At 71.1% G+C, this 22,428-nt stretch carries 22 protein-coding genes and 1 tRNA gene; 14 read left to right on the forward strand and 9 right to left on the reverse strand.

Annotation, left to right across the window (positions count from 1 at the left end):
- Positions 1-95: 95 nt before the first annotated feature.
- The 5 genes from ACFVFH_RS05445 to ACFVFH_RS05465 all read right to left on the reverse strand — a co-directional run bounded on the left by ACFVFH_RS05445 (position 96) and on the right by ACFVFH_RS05465 (position 7,173).
- A complete protein-coding gene (locus tag ACFVFH_RS05445) occupies positions 96-1,154 on the reverse strand; it encodes a 2-oxoacid:ferredoxin oxidoreductase subunit beta (RefSeq protein ID WP_383763811.1) in 1,059 nt (352 codons plus the stop codon).
- A complete protein-coding gene (locus tag ACFVFH_RS05450) occupies positions 1,147-3,102 on the reverse strand; it encodes a 2-oxoacid:acceptor oxidoreductase subunit alpha (RefSeq protein WP_383763813.1) in 1,956 nt (651 codons plus the stop codon). The genes ACFVFH_RS05445 and ACFVFH_RS05450 overlap by 8 nt, the downstream gene beginning before the upstream one ends.
- A gap of 372 nt (positions 3,103-3,474) precedes the next feature.
- Complete coding sequence (locus ACFVFH_RS05455; RefSeq protein ID WP_383763816.1) at positions 3,475-4,149, reverse strand: LuxR C-terminal-related transcriptional regulator; 675 nt, start codon at positions 4,147-4,149, stop codon at positions 3,475-3,477.
- Positions 4,150-4,312: 163 nt separating this feature from the next.
- A complete protein-coding gene (locus tag ACFVFH_RS05460) occupies positions 4,313-5,668 on the reverse strand; it encodes a sensor histidine kinase (RefSeq protein WP_383763818.1) in 1,356 nt (451 codons plus the stop codon).
- Positions 5,669-5,922: 254 nt separating this feature from the next.
- Positions 5,923-7,173: a sensor histidine kinase gene (locus tag ACFVFH_RS05465; protein WP_383763821.1), complete on the reverse strand. Its 1,251-nt coding sequence runs from the start codon at positions 7,171-7,173 to the stop codon at positions 5,923-5,925.
- A 169-nt stretch (positions 7,174-7,342) separates the two neighbouring features.
- Here ACFVFH_RS05465 and ACFVFH_RS05470 point away from each other — a divergent pair, with 169 nt between their 5' ends.
- From ACFVFH_RS05470 to htpX, 12 genes are all read left to right on the forward strand, one after another.
- Positions 7,343-7,744, forward strand: coding sequence for an NADH-quinone oxidoreductase subunit A (locus ACFVFH_RS05470; protein ID WP_383763824.1), 402 nt, complete (start codon positions 7,343-7,345; stop codon positions 7,742-7,744).
- Positions 7,735-8,478 (forward strand): NADH-quinone oxidoreductase subunit NuoB, encoded by a 744-nt coding sequence (nuoB, locus tag ACFVFH_RS05475; protein ID WP_383763827.1) that lies wholly within the window; start codon positions 7,735-7,737, stop codon positions 8,476-8,478. Before ACFVFH_RS05470 ends, nuoB begins: the two co-directional genes overlap by 10 nt.
- On the forward strand, positions 8,475-9,824 hold the full coding sequence (locus tag ACFVFH_RS05480; protein WP_383763830.1) for an NADH-quinone oxidoreductase subunit C: 1,350 nt from the start codon (positions 8,475-8,477) through the stop codon (positions 9,822-9,824). The genes nuoB and ACFVFH_RS05480 overlap by 4 nt, the downstream gene beginning before the upstream one ends.
- Positions 9,821-10,789 (forward strand): NADH-quinone oxidoreductase subunit H, encoded by a 969-nt coding sequence (locus ACFVFH_RS05485; RefSeq protein ID WP_383763832.1) that lies wholly within the window; start codon positions 9,821-9,823, stop codon positions 10,787-10,789. The genes ACFVFH_RS05480 and ACFVFH_RS05485 overlap by 4 nt, the downstream gene beginning before the upstream one ends.
- Positions 10,789-11,403, forward strand: a complete 615-nt coding sequence (locus ACFVFH_RS05490) for a NuoI/complex I 23 kDa subunit family protein (protein WP_383763835.1) — start codon at positions 10,789-10,791, stop codon at positions 11,401-11,403. Before ACFVFH_RS05485 ends, ACFVFH_RS05490 begins: the two co-directional genes overlap by 1 nt.
- Positions 11,404-11,522: 119 nt before the next feature.
- Complete coding sequence (locus ACFVFH_RS05495) at positions 11,523-12,026, forward strand: NADH-quinone oxidoreductase subunit J (RefSeq protein ID WP_383765542.1); 504 nt, start codon at positions 11,523-11,525, stop codon at positions 12,024-12,026.
- Positions 12,026-12,433, forward strand: a complete 408-nt coding sequence (gene nuoK / locus ACFVFH_RS05500; protein WP_383763837.1) for an NADH-quinone oxidoreductase subunit NuoK — start codon at positions 12,026-12,028, stop codon at positions 12,431-12,433. The genes ACFVFH_RS05495 and nuoK overlap by 1 nt, the downstream gene beginning before the upstream one ends.
- A complete protein-coding gene (locus tag ACFVFH_RS05505; RefSeq protein ID WP_383763841.1) occupies positions 12,430-14,430 on the forward strand; it encodes an NADH-quinone oxidoreductase subunit L in 2,001 nt (666 codons plus the stop codon). Before nuoK ends, ACFVFH_RS05505 begins: the two co-directional genes overlap by 4 nt.
- Before the next feature lie 27 nt (positions 14,431-14,457).
- Entirely contained in the window at positions 14,458-16,005 is a 1,548-nt protein-coding gene (locus ACFVFH_RS05510) for an NADH-quinone oxidoreductase subunit M (RefSeq protein ID WP_383763844.1), read from the forward strand.
- A complete protein-coding gene (locus ACFVFH_RS05515; protein ID WP_383763847.1) occupies positions 16,002-17,603 on the forward strand; it encodes an NADH-quinone oxidoreductase subunit N in 1,602 nt (533 codons plus the stop codon). Before ACFVFH_RS05510 ends, ACFVFH_RS05515 begins: the two co-directional genes overlap by 4 nt.
- 94 nt (positions 17,604-17,697) lie before the next feature.
- Positions 17,698-18,153 carry a large conductance mechanosensitive channel protein MscL gene (gene mscL / locus ACFVFH_RS05520; protein ID WP_383763850.1) on the forward strand — a complete coding sequence of 152 codons (456 nt, stop codon included), beginning with the start codon at positions 17,698-17,700 and terminating at the stop codon, positions 18,151-18,153.
- 216 nt (positions 18,154-18,369) lie between these two features.
- A complete protein-coding gene (htpX, locus tag ACFVFH_RS05525; protein ID WP_383763853.1) occupies positions 18,370-19,233 on the forward strand; it encodes a zinc metalloprotease HtpX in 864 nt (287 codons plus the stop codon).
- Positions 19,234-19,329: 96 nt separating this feature from the next.
- Here the strand turns inward: htpX and ACFVFH_RS05530 are convergent, their stop codons facing one another.
- Entirely contained in the window at positions 19,330-19,731 is a 402-nt protein-coding gene (locus tag ACFVFH_RS05530; protein WP_383763856.1) for a YccF domain-containing protein, read from the reverse strand.
- Positions 19,732-19,992: 261 nt separating this feature from the next.
- Here ACFVFH_RS05530 and ACFVFH_RS05535 point away from each other — a divergent pair, with 261 nt between their 5' ends.
- Positions 19,993-20,265, forward strand: a complete 273-nt coding sequence (locus ACFVFH_RS05535) for a GlsB/YeaQ/YmgE family stress response membrane protein (RefSeq protein WP_383763859.1) — start codon at positions 19,993-19,995, stop codon at positions 20,263-20,265.
- 14 nt (positions 20,266-20,279) lie between these two features.
- On the opposite strand, the gene ACFVFH_RS05540 is transcribed toward ACFVFH_RS05535, so the two are convergent.
- The 3 genes from ACFVFH_RS05540 to ACFVFH_RS05550 all read right to left on the reverse strand — a co-directional run bounded on the left by ACFVFH_RS05540 (position 20,280) and on the right by ACFVFH_RS05550 (position 22,091).
- Positions 20,280-20,939 carry an alpha-ketoglutarate-dependent dioxygenase AlkB family protein gene (locus ACFVFH_RS05540; RefSeq protein ID WP_383763862.1) on the reverse strand — a complete coding sequence of 220 codons (660 nt, stop codon included), beginning with the start codon at positions 20,937-20,939 and terminating at the stop codon, positions 20,280-20,282.
- A 1-nt stretch (position 20,940) separates the two neighbouring features.
- A complete protein-coding gene (locus ACFVFH_RS05545; RefSeq protein WP_383763865.1) occupies positions 20,941-21,441 on the reverse strand; it encodes a methylated-DNA--[protein]-cysteine S-methyltransferase in 501 nt (166 codons plus the stop codon).
- Positions 21,442-21,602: 161 nt separating this feature from the next.
- The gene (locus tag ACFVFH_RS05550; RefSeq protein ID WP_093543568.1) at positions 21,603-22,091 is read right to left on the reverse strand and encodes a YajQ family cyclic di-GMP-binding protein; all 489 of its coding nucleotides are present in this window, start codon (positions 22,089-22,091) and stop codon (positions 21,603-21,605) included.
- A 221-nt stretch (positions 22,092-22,312) separates the two neighbouring features.
- On the opposite strand from ACFVFH_RS05550, the gene ACFVFH_RS05555 reads away from it, so the two are divergent.
- Positions 22,313-22,394, forward strand: a tRNA-Tyr gene (locus ACFVFH_RS05555).
- Positions 22,395-22,428 lie beyond the last annotated feature (34 nt).

Below are 22,428 nucleotides of genomic sequence, written 5' to 3' on the forward strand. Positions count from 1 at the left end.
GGTGGCCGGCCGCACCCCCGGTACGCCGTCGCCGGACGGGCCGAAATTCAGCCCGTCCGACGAGGGCACGCCCCGCGCGGACCGCGGGGGAAGTCCTAGCCGACGACCGTCCAGGTGTCGTTGCCCGCGAGCAGCGCGGCGAGGTCGCCCTTGCCGTTCTGCTCGACGGCGGCGTCGAGCTGCTCCGCCATGAGGGTGTCGTAGACCGGCCGTTCGACGTCGCGCAGGACGCCGATCGGGGTCTGGTGGAGGGTGTCGGGGTCGGCGAGGCGGGAGAGGGCGAAGGCGGTGGTCGGGGACGGGCTGTGCGCGTCGTGGACGAGGACGCGGGACTCGTTCTCCTCGGTCACGGCCACGATCCGGAGGTCTCCGGTGGCCGGGTCGCGCACCACGCCCTTGCCGTTGTCCGCGCCGAAGCGGATGGGCCGGCCGTGTTCCAGGCGGATGACGGCGTCCTGGGCCCGCTCCTTGTCCTTGAGCGCCTCGAACGCGCCGTCGTTGAAGATGTTGCAGTTCTGGTAGATCTCCACGAGCGCCGTGCCCGGGTGGTCGGCCGCCGCCCGCAGCACGCTCGTGAGGTGCTTGCGGTCGGAGTCGATGGTGCGGGCGACGAAGGAGGCCTCCGCGCCGATGGCCAGGGAGACCGGGTTGAAGGGGGCGTCCAGGGAGCCCATCGGCGTCGACTTGGTGATCTTGCCGACTTCGGAGGTGGGGGAGTACTGCCCCTTGGTGAGGCCGTAGATCCGGTTGTTGAACAGGAGGATCTTGAGGTTCACATTGCGGCGCAGGGCGTGGATGAGGTGGTTGCCGCCGATGGACAGGGCGTCGCCGTCACCCGTTACGACCCAGACGGACAGATCGCGGCGGGAGGAGGCGAGCCCGGTGGCGATGGCCGGGGCGCGGCCATGGATGGAGTGCATCCCGTAGGTGTTCATGTAGTACGGGAAGCGGGAGGAGCAGCCGATCCCGGAGACGAAGACGATGTTCTCCTTCGCCAGGCCCAGTTCGGGCATGAAGCCCTGCACGGCGGCGAGGACGGCGTAGTCCCCGCAGCCGGGGCACCAGCGCACCTCCTGGTCGGACTTGAAGTCCTTCATGGACTGCTTCGCCTCGGCCTTGGGCACCAGGTGCAGGAGCTGGTTGGCATCAGGCATCGATGGCCTCCTTGAGTGCCGTCGCGAGCTGTTCGGCCTTGAACGGCATGCCGTTGACCTGGTTGTGGCTGCGGGCGTCGACGAGGTACTTGGCCCGGATCAGGGTGGCGAGCTGGCCGAGGTTCATCTCGGGGACGACGACCTTGTCGTACCGCCCGAGGACTTCGCCGAGGTTGCCCGGGAAGGGGTTGAGGTTGCGCAGGTGGGCCTGGGCGATGGGCTCGCCGGCCGCGCGCAGCCTGCGTACGGCGGCCGTGATGGGGCCGTACGTGGAGCCCCAGCCCAGCACCAGCGTGCTGGCGCCGGAGGGGTCGTCGACCTGGAGGTCGGGGACCTCGATGCGGTCGATCTTGGCCTGGCGGGTACGGACCATGAGGTCGTGGTTGGCCGGGTCGTAGGAGATGTTGCCGCTGCCGTCCTGCTTCTCGATGCCGCCGATGCGGTGTTCGAGGCCGGGGGTGCCGGGCACCGCCCAGGGGCGGGCCAGGGTGAGCGGGTCGCGCTTGTAGGGCCAGAACACCTCGGTGCCGTCGGCCAGTTCGTGGTTGGGGCCGGTCGCGAACCGGACCCGCAGATCGGGCAGCTCGTCGGTCTCCGGGATCTTCCACGGCTCGGAGCCGTTGGCGAGGTATCCGTCGGAGAGCAGGAAGACGGGGGTGCGGTAGGTCAGGGCGATCCGCGCGGCGTCGAGCGCGGCGTCGAAGCAGTCCGCCGGGGTCCTGGGGGCCACGACCGGGACCGGGGCCTCGCCGTTGCGCCCGTACATCGCCTGGAGCAGATCGGCCTGCTCGGTCTTGGTCGGCAGGCCGGTGGACGGGCCGCCGCGCTGGATGTCGACCACGATCAGCGGCAGTTCCAGGGAGACGGCGAGCCCGATCGTCTCCGACTTCAGCGCCACCCCCGGCCCCGACGTCGTCGTCACCGCGAGCGAACCGCCGAAGGCCGCGCCCAGCGCCGCCCCGATCCCCGCGATCTCGTCCTCGGCCTGGAAGGTGCGCACGCCGAAGTTCTTGTGCCGGCTCAGCTCGTGCAGGATGTCGGAGGCCGGAGTGATCGGGTACGAGCCCAGGTACAGCGGCAGGTCGGCCTGGCGGGAGGCGGCGATCAGCCCGTACGACAGCGCCAGGTTCCCCGAGATGTTGCGGTACGTGCCCGCGGGGAACGCCTGCGAGGCGGGCGCCACCTCGTAGGAGACGGCGAAGTCCTCGGTGGTCTCCCCGAAATTCCACCCGGCGCGGAACGCCGTCACGTTCGCCTCGGCGATCTGCGGCTTCTTCGCGAACTTCTGCCGCAGGAACGCCTCGGTCCCCTCGGTCGGCCGGTGGTACATCCAGGAGAGCAGCCCGAGCGCGAACATGTTCTTCGAGCGCTCGGCCTCCTTGCGGGAGAGGCCGAACTCCTTCAGCGCCTCGATCGTGAGCGTCGTCAGCGGCACCGGATGGACCTGGTAGCCGTCCAGCGAACCGTCCTCCAGCGGACTGGTCGCATAGCCGACCTTCGCCATCGGCCGCTTGGTGAACTCATCGGTGTTGACGATGATTTCCGCACCGCGCGGCACATCGCCGATGTTCGCCTTCAACGCGGCCGGGTTCATCGCGACCAGCACGTTCGGCGCGTCCCCGGGCGTGAGGATGTCGTGGTCGGCGAAATGCAGCTGGAACGAAGAAACCCCCGGCAGGGTCCCTGCGGGGGCGCGGATCTCGGCGGGAAAGTTCGGCAGTGTGGAGAGATCGTTCCCGAACGACGCGGTCTCCGAAGTGAAGCGGTCACCGGTGAGCTGCATGCCGTCCCCGGAGTCACCCGCGAAGCGGATGATCACCCGGTCGAGACGTCTGATCTCCTTGTCGCCGGCGCCCGTGGCACCGGAGCGGGGAGCGCGCTGCCCCCCGACGAGCGCCTCGCCGGCCTCATCGGCCTGTCCGGCTGGGCTACTGACCTGGCTGGTCACTGAACTGGACCTCCCTCGGAGCGGCGGCTCTGGTCCCGCCGGCCCGCCGACGGTCCCGAGGCCAACCTTACGTCGGTAAGGGTCGCCTTTCCTGGACAAATCAAAGGGTGAACGCCATTTCGAGACGCACTTTGATAGTGGTTTGTCATGTTTTGCAAGCCCCCCAGTCGTTCGATGAAGACGCTGTGCACTCATCCTTTGGTGCTAGGCCCTGTCTTCAAACTGCCGTCTGCCGTGCGCCGGACGACCGCAGTTCGAAGACCGGGCCCAGGGCCCCGGCGAGGTGCTCCGGCACCGCCCGAGCCGCCGCGGCGGCTCGGGCCGCCCGCGCGGAGGCCACCGCACGGACATATCTGACAGGGTGTCAGTTCGTCAGGAGTTCAGATAGGTCAGCACGGCCAGCACCCGGCGGTGATCCCCGTCACTGGGGGACAGGCCCAGCTTCAGGAAGATGTTGCTGACGTGCTTCTCCACGGCGCCGTCGCTCACCACCAGCTGCCGGGCCACCGCCGAGTTCGTCCGCCCCTCCGCCATCAGGCCCAGGACCTCGCGCTCGCGCGGCGTCAGCCCGGCCAGGACGTCCTGCTTGCGGCTCCTGCCGAGCAGCTGCGCCACCACTTCCGGGTCCAGCGCCGTCCCGCCCTGCGCCACCCGGACCACCGCGTCCACGAACTCCCGGACCTCGGCGACCCGGTCCTTCAGCAGATACCCCACGCCCCGGCTGGACCCGGCCAGCAGCTCAGTCGCGTACTGCTCCTCCACGTACTGCGAAAGGACCAGGACCCCGATCCCCGGGTAGTCCTTCCGCAGCCGCACGGCCGCCCGCACACCCTCGTCGGTGTGGGTCGGGGGCATCCGCACGTCGGCGACCACCACATCGGGCAGTGCGTCCTGCGCGGCCAGCTCGCCCACCGTCCTGAGCAGCGCCTCGGCGTCCCCGACCCCGGCGACGACGTCATGCCCCAGATCGGTCAGCAGCCGGGTGAGTCCTTCCCGGAGCAGCACCGAATCCTCGGCGATGACTACCCGCACCCTGTCCTCCACCATGAAGCCCTGGCCCCCACTGTTCGCCGGTCCCGCGTGTACGGTCCCAGCATCCCAGCATCGGAGGCGTCCTGTCCTCGGCCGCCGGGCGGACTTCAGCCGCGCACAAGCGCGTCCGCACGGCGGCCGGGTCCCGCCGCGGCGACCCGGCCGCGCGACAGCGGGCTCAGCCGCGCCACGGCAGCTCGGCCGTGACCCGGGTGGGGCCGCCCTGCGGGGAGTCCACGACCAGCACGCCGTCCACCGCCTCCAGCCGTTCGGTCAGCCCGGCGAGCCCGCTGCCCGCCGACGGGTCGGCGCCGCCGCGTCCGTCGTCGGTGACCTGGAGCATCAGCCGGTCGCCCGCTCGCCACACGTCGACCGAGGCGCGGGTGGCGCGGGCGTGCTTGCTCACGTTCTGGAGCAGCTCGGAGACCGTGAAGTACGCGATGCCCTCGATCGCCTGCGCCGGGCGGGCGGCCAGATCCACCTCGACCGTGACGGGGACGGTGCAGCGGGAGGCGATGGCGGAGAGGGCCGCGTCGAGTCCGCGGTCGGTGAGGACGGCGGGGTGGATGCCTCGGGCCAGGTCGCGGAGCTCCTGGAGGGCGACCTTGACCTCGCCGTGGGCCTCGTCGACCATACGGGCGGCGGCCTCGGGGTCGTCGGTGAGCTTCTCCTTCGCCAGGCCCAGATCCATGGCGAGGGCGACGAGGCGGGCCTGGGCGCCGTCGTGGAGGTCGCGTTCGATGCGGCGCAGATCGGCGGCGGCGGTGTCCACGACCACCCCGCGGTCCGACTCCAGCTCCGAGACACGGGTGGCCAGCCGGGACGGCCCGAGCAGCCCGGCCACCATCACCCGGTCCACGCTCACCAGACCCCGGATGATCCACGGCGTGACGAGGACGAATCCCAGGCCGACCGCGCTGGTCAGGCCCAGCTCCAGGCCGGAGTCCAGATAGACCGTGTGGCCCCGGTCGCCGTACAGCTGGATGCCGCCGACGCCCACGTACGCGGGAAAGATCCAGTGCCACAGCGGATAGGTCAGCGCCGACCACCCGAAGCTCCAGAGCGTCAACGAGACACCGAAGGCGAAGACCGCCCACGGCAGGTGCAGCAGCGTGTAGAGCAGATGCCGCCAGGACGCCCCGCTCTTGAGCATCGCCCCCACCCAGGACATCGCTCCGCCGGTCCGGCCGCGCACCGGCGCCGGGGCCGCCACGTCCAGCTTCAGCAGCCCGCGCGCCCGCGTCCGCTCCACCGCCCCGAAACCGCGGCACATGGCCAGCGTGCCGGCCAGGATCGGGACCCCGAGGAAGGTGATCAGCATGCCGATGCCCAGCGACGTCAGGCTGATCGAGAACGCGAACAGCACCAGGCTGATCGGCAGGCTCAGCATCAGGTAGGTGAACTCCCGCCACGTCCTGCCCTCGACGGGCGCGCGCAGCGCGGCGGGGAAGAAGTGCTTCACCGGGGTGCGGTCCCCGTGACCGGCACCGGACCGCTGGTGGTCCCGAGTGTCCGGCCCGTATGCCGTGGCCATGGATGCCGTCCGTTTCTTCTCATTCTTCTCGCCACTCCAGTGCCGAGAAGACCAGGGTGCTGTGTCGCGGCCCGGACCACCATGAGGGGGGTATCCCTCTTCGGCCGGGGGTTTTCCCCACCATGGGGCTCCCGGCCCGCCGGGCCGGACTGGGCCGGGGCGGACTGGGTCGGGGCCGGGGCCCGTGGGGCGCTGCCTGCCGGGAAGCCGGGTCTGCGGAGACCGGGGTGCCGGGCCGGATTCACGGAGGCTCTCTAGAGGCCCAGGAGGCGCTTGCCCCTGCCCGCGCCCTTCCCCACTCCCTTGCCCGCGCCCTTCGGCTCCCCGGTCGGCTGCCGCTCGCGGTCCCGCCAGGGCAGCTCGGCGGTGACGGTCGTGGGCCCGCCGACCGGCGAGTCCAGGACGAACAGCCCGTCGACGGCGCCCAGCCGCTCGGCCAGCCCCGCCATGCCCGTACCGCCGTCCATCCGGGCGCCGCCGCGTCCGTCGTCGGTGACCTGGAGCAGCAGCCGGTCCCCGGTCCGCCACACCTCGACGGTGGCCGAACGCGCCGCGCTGTGCTTGCTCACGTTCTGGAGCAGCTCGGAGACCGTGAAGTACGCGATGCCCTCGATCGCCTCCGCGGGCCGCCCCGGCAGGTCCACCGACACCGTGACGGGGACGGTGCAGCGAGAGGCGATGGCGGAGAGGGCGGCGTCGAGTCCGCGGTCGGTGAGGACGGCGGGGTGGATGCCGCGTGCGAGGTCGCGGAGTTCCTGGAGGGCGACCTTGATCTCGCCGTGGGCCTCGTCGACCATGCGGGCGGCGGCCTCGGGGTCGTCGGTGAGCTTCTCCTTCGCCAGGCCGAGGCCCATGGCGAGGGCGACGAGGCGGGCCTGGGCGCCGTCGTGGAGGTCGCGTTCGATGCGGCGCAGATCGGCGGCCGCGGTGTCCACGACCACCCCCCGGTCCGCCTCCAGCTCCGCGATCCGGCGCTCCAGCTCGTCGGAGGGCGAGAGCAGCCCGCGCACCATCGACCGGTCCACATTGCTGAGGAACCGCGCGACAGGGGGGAGCACCGGCCACAGCACGAGGAGGCTCACGAGCGTCACCCCGAAAGTGAGGACGCCCCAGGGCAGCCGGACGAACGAGTACAGCGCGGCCCGCCACCCCACCGGGTCCTTGATGCTCGACCACAGCCAGGGGAAGAACCCCCTGTCCCGGCGGGCCAGCTCCATCGGGCTCGGCTCCTCGATCCGCACCCCGAGCATCGCCCGCGCCCGCGCGCGCTCGGCCCTGCCGATCAGCCGCGCCCCGTGCAGCCCCACCGCGAGCAGGGGCAGACCGATCACCGTGACCGCGAGCCCCACGCCCACGGCGATCATGACCACCGTGTAGACGAACCCGACGATGGCCATGGGGAGATCGACCAGGAGATGGGCGATCTCCTTCCACGTCCATCGGTCGAGGGCGAGGCCGGCGGGCGGTGGCCGGTCGTTGTCGGGCACCTGGGGGCTCATGGTCATGGCACCAGCCTGCCGGGGCGGACCGGCGCACGCCATGGGGCTCGTGGGTGAGGTGAAGTGGGGATAACCCCACCCCTTGGCCGATGCGGCTGCTTACCGTCTCTTTAACAGGGCCTAGACTCCCGTGCGTACGGATCACCGGACGGATTCGAGGGAGCGAGGGGCGGACGTGGCGGACCTGCCGGAGTCGACCGTTCTCGCGTCGGAGTACTTCCGCGGCTATTCAGTGGTCGGACTGCTCGCCGTGATCGGCGTGCTGTTCGTCGCCGTCGCCTTCGGGGCCGGCCGACTGCTGCGCCCCGTGGTCCCGACGCCGGAGAAGCTTCTGACGTACGAGTGCGGCGTGGACCCGGTGGGCGAGGGCTGGGCACACACCCAGGTCCGTTACTACGTCTACGCCTTCCTGTACGTGATCTTCGCCGTCGACTCGATCTTCCTGTTCCCGTGGGCGACCGTGTTCGCCGCACCCGGATACGGGGCGACGACGCTGGTCGAAATGTTCATCTTCCTCGGTTTCCTGGCCGTAGGACTGCTCTACGCATGGAAGAAGGGCGTCCTCGAATGGACGTGACGAGCCCGCAGGCCGACGAGGGGCCCGAGCCGCAGCCCGTGCCGACCTTCCTGCCGGAGCCCAAGCGGCTCGGCGTGCTGTCGCGCCTGGCGCCCGAGCCGATGAAGGTGGTCCTGAACTGGGGCCGCCGCTACAGCCTCTGGGTCTTCAACTTCGGACTCGCCTGCTGCGCCATCGAATTCATCGCCGCCTCCATGGCCCGGCACGACTTCATCCGGCTCGGCGTGATCCCGTTCGCGCCGGGCCCGCGCCAGGCCGACCTCATGATCGTCTCCGGCACGGTGACCGACAAGATGGCCCCGGCCGTGAAGCGGCTGTACGAGCAGATGCCGGAGCCCAAGTACGTCATCTCCTTCGGCGCCTGCTCCAACTGCGGCGGCCCGTACTGGGACTCGTACTCCGTGACCAAGGGCGTCGACCAGATCATCCCCGTCGATGTCTACGTCCCCGGCTGCCCGCCCCGGCCGGAGGCACTGCTCCAGGGCATCCTCAAGCTCCAGGAGAAGATCGCCCGGGAGTCGCTGGGAGAGCGGTACGCGACGGGCGGCGGCAGCCGTCCCTCCACCGCCGCCCTGCGCAGCGGTCTGGTCACCGCCCCGCAGACCCCGTCTCCCGGCCCGGCCCCGACCCCGGCTCCCGATCAGGCTTCGGGTTCCGGCCCGGCTCCGGGTTCCGGCCCGGCTTCGGGTTCCGGCCCGGCTTCGGATCCGAGCCCCGGGGAGGACCGCGCATGACCACCACACCCCCGGCCGGTGCCCCGGGCGCCGACCCGGCCGACGACGCGTACGGCCGCCTGCCGGACGCCGCCGCCGAGCTCTTCGGCGAGGGCGCGACGGCGGAGTACGCCTACGACCTGCTGACCGTCGACGTACCGCCCACCGCCTGGATCACCGCCCTCGAAACGGCCCGCGACCGGCTGGGCTGCACGTATTTCGACTGGCTGAGCGCGGTCGACGAACCGGGCACCGGCTTCCGGGTCTGCGCCCATGTCGCGGCCCTGGGCGGGGGCGTGCGCCGACTCATGCTCCGTACGACCGTTCCGCACGGGGCGGCGGTCCTGCCCACCGCCGTCGAGGTCTACGCGGGTGCCGCCTGGCACGAGCGCGAGACGCACGAGATGTTCGGCATCGGCTTCGAGGGCCACCCGCACCTGGTCCCGCTGCTGCTGCCCGAGGGCTTCGAGGGCCACCCGCTGCGCAAGGACTTCGTGCTGGCGGCACGGGTCGCGAAGGCATGGCCCGGCGCGAAGGAGCCGGGCGAGTCGGAGCACGGCGGCCCGAAGCGGCGCACCATGCTGCCGCCCGGCGTACCCGACCCGAACGAATGGGGGCCGCTGAAGGGCCAGCTCCCGCCCGCCCCGTCCCGCCCGGCCCGCACCCCGCGCGCCGCGGGCGACCGCCCGGCCCGCCGCACCCGCAGTGCGAGCGAGGGCTCGGCCGCCCAGCGGACGCCGACGGCTGCCCCGGCGCCGGAAGCGGCTCCCGCCCCTGAGGTGACTCCCGCTCCTGAAACGGGCGCGGGCACGAGCGCCGACGCGGGTACGGAAACGACGCCCCGCACCAGGCCCCCGCGCCGCACCCGGAGCGCGTCCCAGGGCTCGGCGAGCCAGCAGCGGACGAGCAACCCGGAGAGAACGCCGGAGCCGACCCCTGGAACCGGAGCGGGCACCGGAACAGGGACCGGAGCGGGTACCGGAGCGGCAGAGCCGAACTCCGGAACCAGCGACGCCCCGTGGCACCACGCCCGCCCGGCCTTCGACGCGGACGCTGGCGCGGGCAAGGGCGCGAGCACTGCCCCGGACGCGAGTGTTGGTGGTACGGACGCGAGCGCTGGTGGTACGGACGCCGGGGCCGCCCCCGCGCATCGCCCCGAACCTCCGGCACCGTCGACGCACCCGGAGACCCCGGAGTCCTCGCAGGCTCCCGAGTCCCCGGAGTCCTCGCAGGCTCCCGAGTCCCACGAGTCCCCGGAAGCCCCGGAGTCCCAAGAGTCCTCGCAGACTCCCGAGTCCCAAGAGTCCCCGGAAACCCCCGAGTCCCGAGAGACCCCCGACCACACCACCGGAGGCGGTACCGAGTGAACGACGTACTGGACGTCGCCCTCCGCCTCATCATCGTCTTCGCCGTGTTCATGGTCCTCCCGCTCGTCGTCGGGCAGACCGAGCACAAGGTGATGGCCCATATGCAGGGCCGCCTCGGGCCCATGTACGCCGGCGGCTTCCACGGCTGGGCCCAGCTCGTCGCGGACGGCGTGAAGTTCGCGCAGAAGGAAGACATCGTCCCGGCCGAGGCCGACCGGCGTATCTTCCAGCTCGCCCCGGCCGTCGCGCTGCTCCCGTACCTCCTCGTCCTCGTCGCCGTCCCGATCGGCCCCGGCGAGGGCGCGGTCGGCCAGGTCGTCGACGCGGGCATCTTCTTCGTGCTCGCCGTCATGGGTGTGGGCGTGCTCGGCTCGCTGATGGCCGGCTGGGCATCGGCGAACAAGTTCTCCCTGCTGGGCGGCGTACGCACCGCGGCCCAGCTGCTCGCGTACGAGTTGCCGATGCTGCTTGCCGCCGCGTCCGTCGCGATGGCGGCCGGCACCGTCTCCCTCCCGGGCATCCTCGATGCCTTCGAGTGGTGGTGGCTGCCCTGGCAGATCGTCGGCGCACTGGTCTTCTTCGTGGCCGGACTCGCCGAGCTGCAACGCCCGCCGTTCGACATGCCGGTCGCCGACTCGGAGATCATCTTCGGCGCGTACACCGAGTACACCGGCCTGCGCTTCGCCCTGTTCCTGCTCGCCGAGTACGCGGGCATCGTCGTCCTGTGCGCACTGACCACCGTCCTCTTCCTCGGCGGCTGGCACGGCCCGTTCGGCGCCGACGGACTGGGCTGGGTCTGGACGCTCCTCAAGACCGCGGTCCTCGCCTTCGTCGTCATCTGGCTGCGGGTGTCCTACCCCCGGCTCCGCGAGGACCAGTTGCAGAAACTCGCCTGGACCACGCTCATCCCGCTCGCTCTCGCGCAGATCGCGCTGACCGGCATCGTGAAGGTGGCGATCAGCTGATGCCTCCGATCCCCGGCTCCGGCCTGGCCAAGGGCCTCGCCGTCACCCTGCGGACGATGACGAGGAAGACGGTCACCGCGCAGTACCCGGACGTCCAGCCCGAACTGCCGCCCCGCTCCCGCGGCGTCATCGCGCTGTTCGAGGAGAACTGCACGGTCTGCATGCTCTGCGCCCGCGAGTGCCCGGACTGGTGCATCTACATCGACTCCCACAAGGAGACGGTGCCCGCCGCCGCCCCGGGCGGCCGCGAACGCAGCCGCAATGTCCTCGACCGCTTCGCGATCGACTTCTCGCTCTGCATGTACTGCGGCATCTGCATCGAGGTGTGCCCCTTCGACGCGCTCTTCTGGTCCCCGGAGTTCGAGTACGCGGAGACGGACATCCTGGAACTCACCCATGAGCGCGACAAGCTCCGCGCATGGATGTGGACGGTGCCGGAACCGCCCGCGCTCGACCCGGGCGCCGAGGAGCCGAAGGAGATCGCCGCCGCCCGCAAGACGGCGGAGAAACTCGAAGCCCAGCGCGCCCTGGAAGCCCAGCAGGCCCAAGAAGCCCAGGCCCAAGAAGCGCAGCAAGCCCAGCCGACCAAGAAGGAAGCAGAGGGGGAGGAGTGACACTCGCAGCCGCCGCGGCGCACTCCGCACACTCCGCGTACTCCGTCCTCGCCGCCCAGTCAGCCAACCCGGCCAATCCGGCCCACCCGGCCCACTCCGGCTTCCTCTCCCCGACCGGCATCGAGATCGCCTTCGTGCTCGTCGGCCTCGCCACCCTCGGCGCGGCCCTCCTCACCGTCACGACCAAGCAGCTGGTGCACGCCGCACTCTGGCTGGTCGTGGCGCTGGGCGGTCTCGCCGTCGAGTACCTCCTGCTCACCGCGGAGTTCATCGCCTGGGTCCAGGTCCTCATCTACGTCGGCTCCGTGGTCGTCCTCCTTCTCTTCGGGCTGATGCTCACCAAGGCCCCCATCGGCCGCTCCCCGGACGCCGACTCGGGCAACCGCTGGGCGGCCCTCGCCGTGGCGGTCGCCTCCGCCGGCGCCCTCGTCTGGGTCGTCGTCGACGCCTTCCGGACCACCTGGATCGACCTGGACGGACCGGCCCAGGGCTCGACCGAGGTGACCGGCTCCTTCCTCTTCCGGCACTGGGTGCTGCCGTTCGAAGCACTCTCCGTCCTGCTGCTCGCCGCCCTCGTCGGCGCGATCGTCCTGTCCCGCAAGCGCGGTAAGGAGCAGAGCTGATGCACCTCGCCTATCCCGCCGTGCTCGCCGCCCTCCTCTTCTGCACCGGGCTGTACGGAGTGCTCGCCCGCCGCAACGCGATCCTGGTCCTGATGTCCGTCGAGCTGATGCTCAACGCCGTCAACCTCAACCTCGTCGCCTTCGACGTCTGGCTCCGCGACACCCTGCACTCCGGCCAGGCCCTCACCCTCTTCACCATCGCCATCGCCGCGGCCGAGATCGGCATCGGCCTGGCGATCGTCCTCGCCGTGTACCGCAACCGCGGCAGCTCGGACATCGACCGCCTCCGCGACACCGCCGAGACCGACGCCGCCGAGACCCTCCCGGACGACGAGTCCGACACCGGCACCGAAGACCAGGCCACTGCTGCGGCAGGAAAGGCAAAGAAGGCAGAGGCCACCGCGTGACCACCACGACCCTCGCCGTCCTCGTCCCCCTCCTCCCGTTCCTCGGCGCCGCGGCCGGCCTCCTCCTCGGACGCACCGCCCCCGGCTTCGTACGCCCGCTGGCCGTACTGCCCACGCTCGCCGCCGCCGTCCTCGCGGCCGTCGTCGCCGCGCGCCAGGGCGGCGGCCGGGCCATCGACGCCGCGACCCAGCTCACCCCCACCGGCTCGGTCCCGATCGACCTCGCCCTCCACCTCGACGGTTTCGCGGTCCTCGTCGCCGTCCTGGTCGGGCTCGTCGCGACCTGCGTGCAGATCTACTCGACCGCCTATCTGCGCGACGACCCCCGCTACCCCTCCTACGCCGCCCTGGTCTCCCTCTTCACCTCCGCGATGCTGCTCGTCGTCTACTCCGGCGACCTGATGGTGCTCCTGGTCGGCTGGGAGATCATGGGCATCTGCTCGTACTTCCTCGTCGGCCACTACTGGGAGACGCCCGAAGCCCGCGCCGCCTCCCTCAAGGCCTTCCTGGTCACCAAGCTCGGCGACGTCCCCTTCCTGATCGGTCTGTTCGCGCTCGCCGCCGACACCGGCACCTTCCGCATCACCGGCATCCTGGGCGCCGTCGCCAACGGCGGCCTCGACCACCCCACCCTCATCGCCCTGCTGCTCCTCGCGGGCGTCGCCGGAAAGTCGGCGCAGTTCCCCCTGCACACCTGGCTGCCCGACGCGATGGCCGGCCCCACCCCCGTCTCCGCGCTCATCCACGCCGCGACGATGGTCGCCGCCGGCATCTACTTCGTGGCCCGGCTCCTCCCCGTCTTCGCCCAGTCCGGCGCCGCCCTCGTCGTACTCGCCGTCATGGCGGCGATCACGATGATCGGCTCGGGGCTCGCCGCCCTCGCCCAGGACGACATCAAACGCGTCCTCGCCTACTCGACGATCGGTCAGCTCGGCTACATGGCCGGTGCCCTGGCCGTCGGCGACCGCGCGGCCGCCGTCTTCCACCTCCTCTCCCACGGCGCGTTCAAGGCCGTCCTCTTCCTCGCGGCCGGTGTCGTCATCCACGCCGCCGGGACCAACTCGCTGGCCGCCATGTCCCGCATGGGCGGCCTGACGAAGCGCGTCCCGGACGCCTACTGGACGATGACCGTCGCCCTGTTCGCGCTCGCCGCCATCCCTCCCTTCGCCGGCTTCTTCTCCAAGGAAGCGATCCTCGTCGCCGCCGAGCACACCGCACTCGGGGAGCGGCACGTCGCCCCCGCCGCCGCCGGCTGGACCGTGCTGGTCGCCGGACTGCTCGCCGCCGTCCTCACCGCCGCGTACGCCACCCGCCTCTGGCTCCTCGCCTTCCGGGGCCGGGGCGCCGAGACCCCCGACCACGGCAGGCAGCCCGTCGCCATGACCGCCGTCCTCTGGGTCCTCGCCGTCCCCACCATCGCCTTCGGCCTGACCGTCGGCGCGATCGCCGACTGGTTCGACGGCCACGGCCTCACCCCGACCGTCACCACCGCCGTCCTCTCCACCGGCGTCGGTCTCGTCGGCGGCCTCGTCACCTACGGCACCTGGCGCCACACCTCGGCGCTCGCCGCCCGCACCCGCGTCGGCACCGTCGTCGCCCACCCCGACGCCGAACCCGCACTCATCGAGGCCCAGGCCATGACGGCCCACACCGCCGCCTACGGAGCCGACGGGGACGCCCCCGATCCGGCCGACCCAGGCCGCCTGCTGCTCGGCCCGCTCCACCACCACGCCGCCGCCGGCTTCCACCTCGACGCCCTGTACACGGCGCTGTTCGTCCGCCCCGTCCAGGGCGCGGCGAGCCTCGTCCGCTTCCTGGACCGCGAGGTCGTCGACACCTACGTACGCGGCTCCGGCACCCTCGCCCGATGGCTCGGCACCGCCGTCCGCCGCGCCCAGACCGGCAATGTGCAGACCTACCTCGGCGCGCTGCTCGCCGGTTCCCTGGTCCTGGTGATCGCCGCCGTCGTCTTCGCCAACGTCAACGCCGGGTCGTGAGCCGTGATCGATATCAGTGAATCCGTGATGCAGTTCCTTCTCGCGTTCATCGTCGTCATCCCGCTGATCGGCGCCGTGGCCGCCCTGCTCCCGGCCCCGCCGGGACTCAAGGGGACCGGCCCCGACCAGGCCGTCCTGCGCCACGGCGTCACCGCCACCGGCGCGGTCCTCGTCGCCGCGCTCGTCCTCGCCGCGGGCTTCGACCACGACCACCCGTCGAAGATGCAGGCCACCACCGACATCAGCTGGATCCCCGCGCTCGACGTCCGCATCCACCTCGGCATCGACGGCATCTCGCTCCCCCTCCTCGTACTGACCGCGCTGCTGACCTTCCTCTGCGCGCTCCACAGCTACTTCAAGCCGCCCGCGGGCCCCTCCCCGAAGGCCTTCGTCGCCCTCCTGCTCGTCCTGGAGTCCGGCACCCTCGCCACCTTCGCCGTCCTCGACCTGCTGCTGTTCTTCCTGGCGTTCGAGATGGTGCTCATCCCGATGTACTTCCTCATCGCCCGCTGGGGCGGTGCGCAGCGGCAGGCCGCCGCCTGGAAGTTCATCCTCTACACACTGCTCGGTTCGGTCGTCATGCTGCTCGGGCTGCTCCTCATCGGACTGAAGAGCGGCACCTTCGACATGGTGGCACTCGCCACTGACAACGGCCGTGGGCTCACCTCGTCCGTGCAGGTCATCGCCGTTCTGGCGATCGGCATCGGGCTGGCCGTGAAGACCCCGATGTGGCCGCTGCACAGCTGGCTGCCGGACGCCCACACCGCCGCCCCGACCGTCGGCTCGGTCCTGCTCGCGGGCGTCCTGCTGAAGATGGGCACCTACGGATTCGTCCGCATCCTGCTCCCCGTCGCCCCCGACGGGATGCACACCTTCGCGCCCTACCTCGCCGCCTTCGCGGCCGTCGGCGTCGTCTACGGATCGCTCGCCTGCCTGGCGCTGGTCCGCCCCGGTTCCAAGGGCGACCTCAAGCGCCTGATCGCGTACTCCTCCGTCGGACACATGGGCTTCGTGCTCCTCGGCATCGCGAGCATGACACCCACCGGGGTCAACGGCGCGCTCTTCGCCAACATCGCCCACGGCCTCATCACCGGCCTGCTGTTCTTCCTGGTCGGCGCGGTCAAGGAGCGGTACGGCACCGCCGACCTCGACACCCTCTCCGGGGCCACCGGAGCCGCCCTCTACGGCCGGGCACCCCGCCTCGGCGGCCTCCTCGCCTTCGCCGCCGTCGCCTCCCTGGGCCTGCCGGGGCTCGCCGGATTCTGGGGCGAGATGCTCGCGCTGTTCGGCTCCTTCGACCCCGCCGAAGGGCTCAGCCGGCCCGCCTTCCTCACCTTCATGTCGATCGCCGCGTTCGGCACCCTGCTCACCGCCGCGTACATGCTCATGCTCGTACGCCGGGTCTGCATGGGCGAGAAGCGCGAAGAGCCGCGGCTCGCCGACGTCCAGACATACGAATTCGCCTCCTGGACCCCGCTCGTCGCGCTCACCGTCCTCGCCGGTCTCTGGCCCGCCGTCCTCCTCGGCCTCACCGACCCGGCCGTGCAGAAGCTCCTCGCAGGAGGCAAGTCGTGACCACAGCCGCCGTCCCCCCGGGCGCCGTCACCACCGCGGCCGAGGGCACCACCAGCCTCGTCCAGTCCGTCGACTGGCTCGCGATCGCGCCCCCGGTCGCCGTCGCCGCCACGGCCCTGATCGTCCTGGTCGCCGATCTCTTCCTGCCCGCCCGCCGCAAACCGCTCCTCGGCGCGCTGACCATCGCCGGACTTCTCGCCGCCCTGGTCCTCCTCGTCCCGCTCCGCGACGGCGACCGGTCCACCTTCTGCCTGAACGAGGCGGCCGCCGGACCCGGCGCCGCCGACGCCTGCAGCTACACCGCCGACCACTTCGCCCTGGTCATCCAGGCCCTCGTGCTCGGCGGCGCCCTGCTCACCGCCCTGCTCTCGCTCGCGGACACCCGCAAGCTCCCCGCCGGGGAGTTCTGGTTCCTGCTGCTGTCCTCCGCGTCCGGAGCCGTACTGCTGCCCGCCGCCCGCGACCTCGCCACCCTCGTCGTCGCCCTCGAAGTCGCCTCGCTGCCCGCCTTCGCCCTCGTCGGCATCAAGCACGGCGACCGGCGGTCCTCCGAGGCCGCCCTGAAGTTCTTCCTCTCCTCCGTCGTCGCGACCGCCGTCATGCTGCTCGGCGTCAGCTTCGTCTACGCGACCACCGGCACCCTGCACCTCACCGAGATCGCCGCCCGGCTCGACGATGTGCCCGGCCGGCTCGACACCCTCGCCAAGGCGGGCGTCGTCCTCACCCTGGTCGGCTTCGCGTTCAAGACGGCCGCCGCGCCCTTCCACTTCTGGGTCCCCGACACCTACGTCGGTGCCCCGCTGCCGATCGCCGCCTACCTCTCGGTCGTCGGCAAGGCGGTCGGCTTCTCCGGCCTCATCCTCGTCACCGTGATCGCGTTCCCCGCGTACGCCGACGTCTGGGGACCCGCCCTCGCCGTCCTCGCCGCGCTCACCATGACCATCGGCAACGTCGCCGCCCTGCGCCAGGGCGCCGACCGGGCCCGCAGCGCCGTACGCCTGCTCGCCTGGTCGTCCGTGGGACAGGCCGGCTACCTGCTGGTGCCGATCGCGGCCGCCGCGTACTCCAGCGACGAGCACATCGGCTCCACCGTCGCGTACGCCCTCATGTACGCCGTCGTGAACCTCGGCGCCTTCGCGGTCGCCGCCCTGGTCGCCCGCACCAGCCCCGGCAACCGGCTCACCGACTACCGGGGCCTGTACGCCACCCGCCCGCTCGCCGCCCTGGCGATGGCCTTCTTCCTGCTCTGCCTGGCCGGACTGCCGCCCGGCATCATCGGCCTCTTCGCCAAGGTCACCGTCTTCTCCGCGGCCGTCGACGCCGGACTCGGCTGGCTCGCCGTCGTCATGGCCGTCAACGTGGTGATCGCGCTCTACTACTACCTCCAGTGGACCGCGACGCTCTTCCGCGCCCCGGAGGGCACCCCGGCGGAAGCGGTCGGCGCCGGGGCTCCGGCGGACGGTGCCGTACCCGTCCCCACCAGGCACGGAGTCCCGGCTCCGCTCACCGCCGCGATCGCGCTCACCGCCGTGGCCGGTGTGCTGCTCTCGGGCGCTCCGCAGACGGTCCTCAGGTTCGCCGCGGTCAGTCTCTTCTGACATACCGAAGATCGGTTTGCCCGGGGCGGCCCGTACAGGGCATGGTCTTGCCCGCACGCCCCCCACACCTACGCATTCCTGAGGAGCAAGAGCAGTGCTGAACGGGTTCAAGGACTTCATCCTGCGCGGAAACGTCATCTCCATGGCCATCGGTCTGGCCGTCGGAGCGGCGTTCACCGCGGTCGTCACCGGATTCAGCACGGCCTTCATCACCCCGCTGATCGGCCTCGCCACCGGCTCCGTCGGAGACTTCAGCTCGGCCGAGTTCTCGGTCGAGGGCGCCATCTTCCCCTACGGGAAGTTCCTCGCCGCCGCCATCGCCTTCCTGATCACCGCCGCCGTCCTCTACTTCTGCGTCGTCGTCCCCATGGCGAAGGTCCAGAACCGGTTCGCCAAGGCGGAGAAGGTCGACATCAAGGCCGCCACGCGCGACTGCCCCCGCTGCTACACCGAGATCCCGGCCATCGCCAGCCGCTGCGCCCACTGCACCAGCGAGATCGAGCCGGACCCGGAGGCCCTCGCCGTGGCCGGTCTCCCCGCCCAGCGCTGAGCCGCCCGGCCCCGCGCCGGTACGCACACGATCACTGACCCGTACGGCCCAGAGCCTGGTCCGGCCCCCATCCGCCGGACAGGCCCTGCTCCGCGGCGGTGCGCACAAGGGAACTAGCTCCTCTCGCCTGGCGTTGACCGGTACGGGAGGCTCCACTGGGGGAGTGGAGACCACCAAGCAAAGGGTCCCCCTGCCGCACCACTTGGAGGGCGTACCGTGCACCGCCGGCACAATGGGCTGAGAACCGCCGTACTCCTCGGGGGCCTGTCCGCACTCATCATCGTCATCGGAAGCTTCTTCGGACGTACGGGCCTGATCGTCGCGCTCCTCGTGGCCGTCGGCACCAACGCCTACGCGTACTGGAACAGCGACAAGCTGGCGCTCAGGGCCATGCGGGCCCGCCCCGTCAGCGAGTTCGAGGCGCCACAGCTCTACCGCATGGTCCGCGAGCTCTCCACCGCCGCCCGCCAGCCCATGCCCCGGCTCTACATCTCCCCGACCCAGGCCCCCAACGCCTTCGCCACCGGCCGCAATCCACGCAACGCCGCGGTCTGCTGCACCGAGGGCATCCTCCAGATCCTGGACGAGAGGGAGCTGCGCGGCGTCCTGGGGCACGAGCTGAGCCATGTCTACAACCGCGACATCCTGATCTCGTCCGTCGCCGGAGCGCTCGCCTCCGTCGTCATGTTCCTGGTCAACTTCGCGTGGCTGATTCCGGTGGGCCGGTCCAACGACGACGACGGCCCCGGCATCCTCGGGATGCTGATGATCATGATCCTCGGGCCGGTGGCGGCGTCCGTCATCCAGCTGGCCGTCAGCCGCTCCCGCGAGTACGAGGCCGATGCCTCCGGTGCCCAGCTGACCGGCGACCCGCTGGCCCTGGCCAGCGCCCTGCGCAAGCTCGACGCGGGCACCAAACAGCTGCCGCTGCCCCCGGAGCCCAGGATCGAGACCGCGAGCCACATGATGATCGCCAACCCGTTCCGCCCCGGCCAGGGCATGTCCAAGCTGTTCTCCACGCACCCGCCGATGGCGGAGCGCATCGCCCGGCTGGAGCAGATGGCGGGACCGCGCCGCTGAGACCCCTCGGGAGACGCGGCCCGGACCACGCGGAGACGAGAGCGGCCCCGGACACGTCGTCCGGGGCCGCTCGCCGCGTTCAGCGGGTGCCGAAGTTCAGCGGGTGCCGAAGGCCTCGTCGCTCGGGACCACCTCACGGCCCAGCGGCATCAGCGAGATGGGGATCAGCTTCAGGTTCGCCCAGCCGAAGGGGATGCCGATGATCGACACGAAGAGCGGGATGCTGGTGATCAGATGCCCCAGCGCGAGCCACCACCCGGCGAAGACGAGCCAGATCACATTGCCGACGCAGGACGGCGCACCCGCGTCGGGCCGCTCCACGGTGGTCCGCCCGAACGGCCACAGCACGTATCCGGCGATCCTCAGGGACGCGATGCCGAACGGGATCGTCACGATCAGCACGAAGCAGATGAGGGCGGCGAGCAGGTAGCCGAGGGCCATCCAGAACCCGCAGAACACCACCCACACGATGTTCAGGATCAGCTGTATGGGCTTCATGGTCACTCGCCTTCCGAGGGTGTTCCCCCGTCGTCGCCCCGCATGGTCAGTATCGGCCCCGGTCGCGGACGGGGACATCCGGAGCAGGCCCGTGGAGTGACCCTCCGGCGGCCCGCCCGGTCGTCGGTGCCGTCATTCATCATGAACGCATGAACGACACCGGGCGGTTGCTCGTGGCCCGGCGGAGGGCCGGGCGGGCAACGGAGCCATCGGTCGCGGCGTCCTGGATTCCAGGAACGAGTCGCGGGTAGGTTCGCACGCATGAGCATTATCGGATGGATCATTCTCGGGCTGGTGGCAGGAGTCATCGCCAAGGTCCTGCTCCCGGGCCGTGACCCGGGCGGCCTGGTCGGCACCACCCTCATAGGCATCGTCGGGGCGTTTCTCGGTGGCTGGATATCGTCGCGCTTCCTCGACCGCCCCATTTCCAACGACTTCTTCGACCTGGCGACATGGCTCTCCGCCATCGGCGGATCGCTCGTGCTGCTGATCCTCTATCGGATGCTGTTCGGGAACTCCCGCGCCCGCCGCTGACCCCCGTTCGACCCTCAGCCGCCCAGCCCGGTCTCGCGCAGGGTCACATTGAGCCGCCCATGGCTCATCCCCGTCGCGGGGCCGGCGGTCCCCGGCCACACCTTCGGCACACCGTGGAACGCGTGACGCGAGGGCCCGCCGAAGACGAACAGATCGCCCGAGGCCAACTCCACGTCCGTGTAAGGCTTTCCGCGATTCTCGGTGTTCCCGAAGCGGAAGACGCAGGTGTCGCCGATGCTGAGCGACACCACCGGGGCGGAGGACCGCTCCTCCTTGTCCTGGTGCATGCCCATCCGCGCCGCGCCCTCGTAGAAGTTGATGAGCGCGGTGTCCGGCGCGTACGTCCGTACCGGCCACTTGTCCCCGTACGCGGCGGTCAGCGCCTCGCGGCCCAACTCCGCCAGCCACTCAGGGAATCCGGCCACCCGGGCACCGTTCACGTCGTCGGCCGTGCGCGAGTACCGGTACGGCTGCCAGTGCCACCCCACGCAGACCGTCCGCACCGACATCACCCCGCCACCCGGCAGGACCGTGTGCCGCAGCGGCACGGGCCCGCGCGCCCACTCCCGGCAGGCCGCCACCAGCTCCCGCTGCCGCTCCGGCGGCAGCCACTCGGGCACGTGCACGGCCCCCGGCGCGACGACGGCGCGCGGCCTGGGGAAGAGCCCGGACATCTCAGCGCACCGCCAGGGCGCCTTCCAGCCCCAGGAGCCGCTCCTTGCTCTCCAGGCCGCCCGCGTACCCCCGCAGCGCCCCGTCCGCGCCGATCACCCGATGGCACGGCCGCACGACCAGCAGCGGATTGCGCCCGATCGCCGTCCCCACGGCCCGTACCCCCGCCCCCGGGGCGCCGACCCGTTCCGCGATCTCTCCGTAGGACACGGTCTCCCCGTACGGGACCGTGTCCAGCGCGGCCCACACCCGGCGCTGGAAGGCGGTGCCCACGCCGTCCGCGTACACGATGTCGAAGCGGGTCCGCCGGCCCTCGAAGTACTCGCGCAGCTGGGCGGCGATCCCCGCGAAGGCCTCCGGCGCGCGGACCCATCCGTCCCGGACGACCGCGGCACCCTTCTGGCCGGGCAGCGAGAGCGAGGCGAGCGCCGTCCCGCCGGTGGTCTCCTCGCCGACCAGCAGCAGTTCACCCAGCGGGCTGTCGACCGTTGTGTACATGGTCATGACTCGTCCCTTTCCTGCACGTCATGCCGGGATTCGACTGGATCGTCGCCCGACATGGACAAGTCTGCGTCCCGCGCTCCGGCATGACCGGCGGTTTTCGGACATCGCACTCCGGATGCGGAGCGGAGCATCCCGCTCCGCATCCCGGTGGAGTGCGGGACCTACCGGTAGTTCACGAACTGCACGGCGAAGTCGAAGTCCTGGCCCTTCAGCAGTGCCTGGACGGCCTGCAGATCGTCCCGGCTCTTCGAGCTGACCCGCAGCTCGTCGCCCTGGACCTGCGCCTTGACGCCCTTCGGGCCCTCGTCGCGAATGATCTTCGCCACCTTCTTGGCGTTCTCCTGCGAGATGCCCTCCTCGATCGTGGCGAAGATCTTGTACTCCTTGCCGGACAGCTGCGGCTCGCCCGCGTCCAGCGACTTCAGCGAGATGCCGCGCTTGATCAGCTTGGACTGGAAGATGTCGAGGATCGCCTTGACCCGCTCCTCGCCGTTCGCCTGCATCAGGATCTTCTCGCCGGACCAGGAGATCGAGGCGTCGGTGCCCTTGAAGTCGTAACGCTGCGAGATCTCCTTGGCGGACTGGTTGAGGGCGTTGTCGACCTCCTGCCGCTCGACCTTCGAGACGATGTCGAAACTGGAGTCGGCCATGACGTGTGGCTCCTTGTATCGGGGAATCGGGGTTTCGGAAAACGCGGTGCACAGGGGCGGCAGCGGGCCTCTCGGCCCCGCGGTGCCGATCAAAGCCTAGCCACCCGCGCCCGATCGGGCCGCTGATCAATCCGGTGGCGGACCACCCCCGGGCATCGGGTATCGTTTACGTCGTTGCCAAGGAGCACCGCCCCAAAGCGGTTCTCATGGCGGCAATCCCCGGCGGTGTGCCCGAGTGGCCAAAGGGAGCAGACTGTAAATCTGCCGGCTCAGCCTACCCAGGTTCGAACCCTGGCGCCGCCACAAGGTAAGGCCCCTGTCTCAGACAGGGGCCTTC

Source organism: Streptomyces sp. NPDC057697, from assembly GCF_042799335.1.
Taxonomy (GTDB): domain Bacteria; phylum Actinomycetota; class Actinomycetes; order Streptomycetales; family Streptomycetaceae; genus Streptomyces.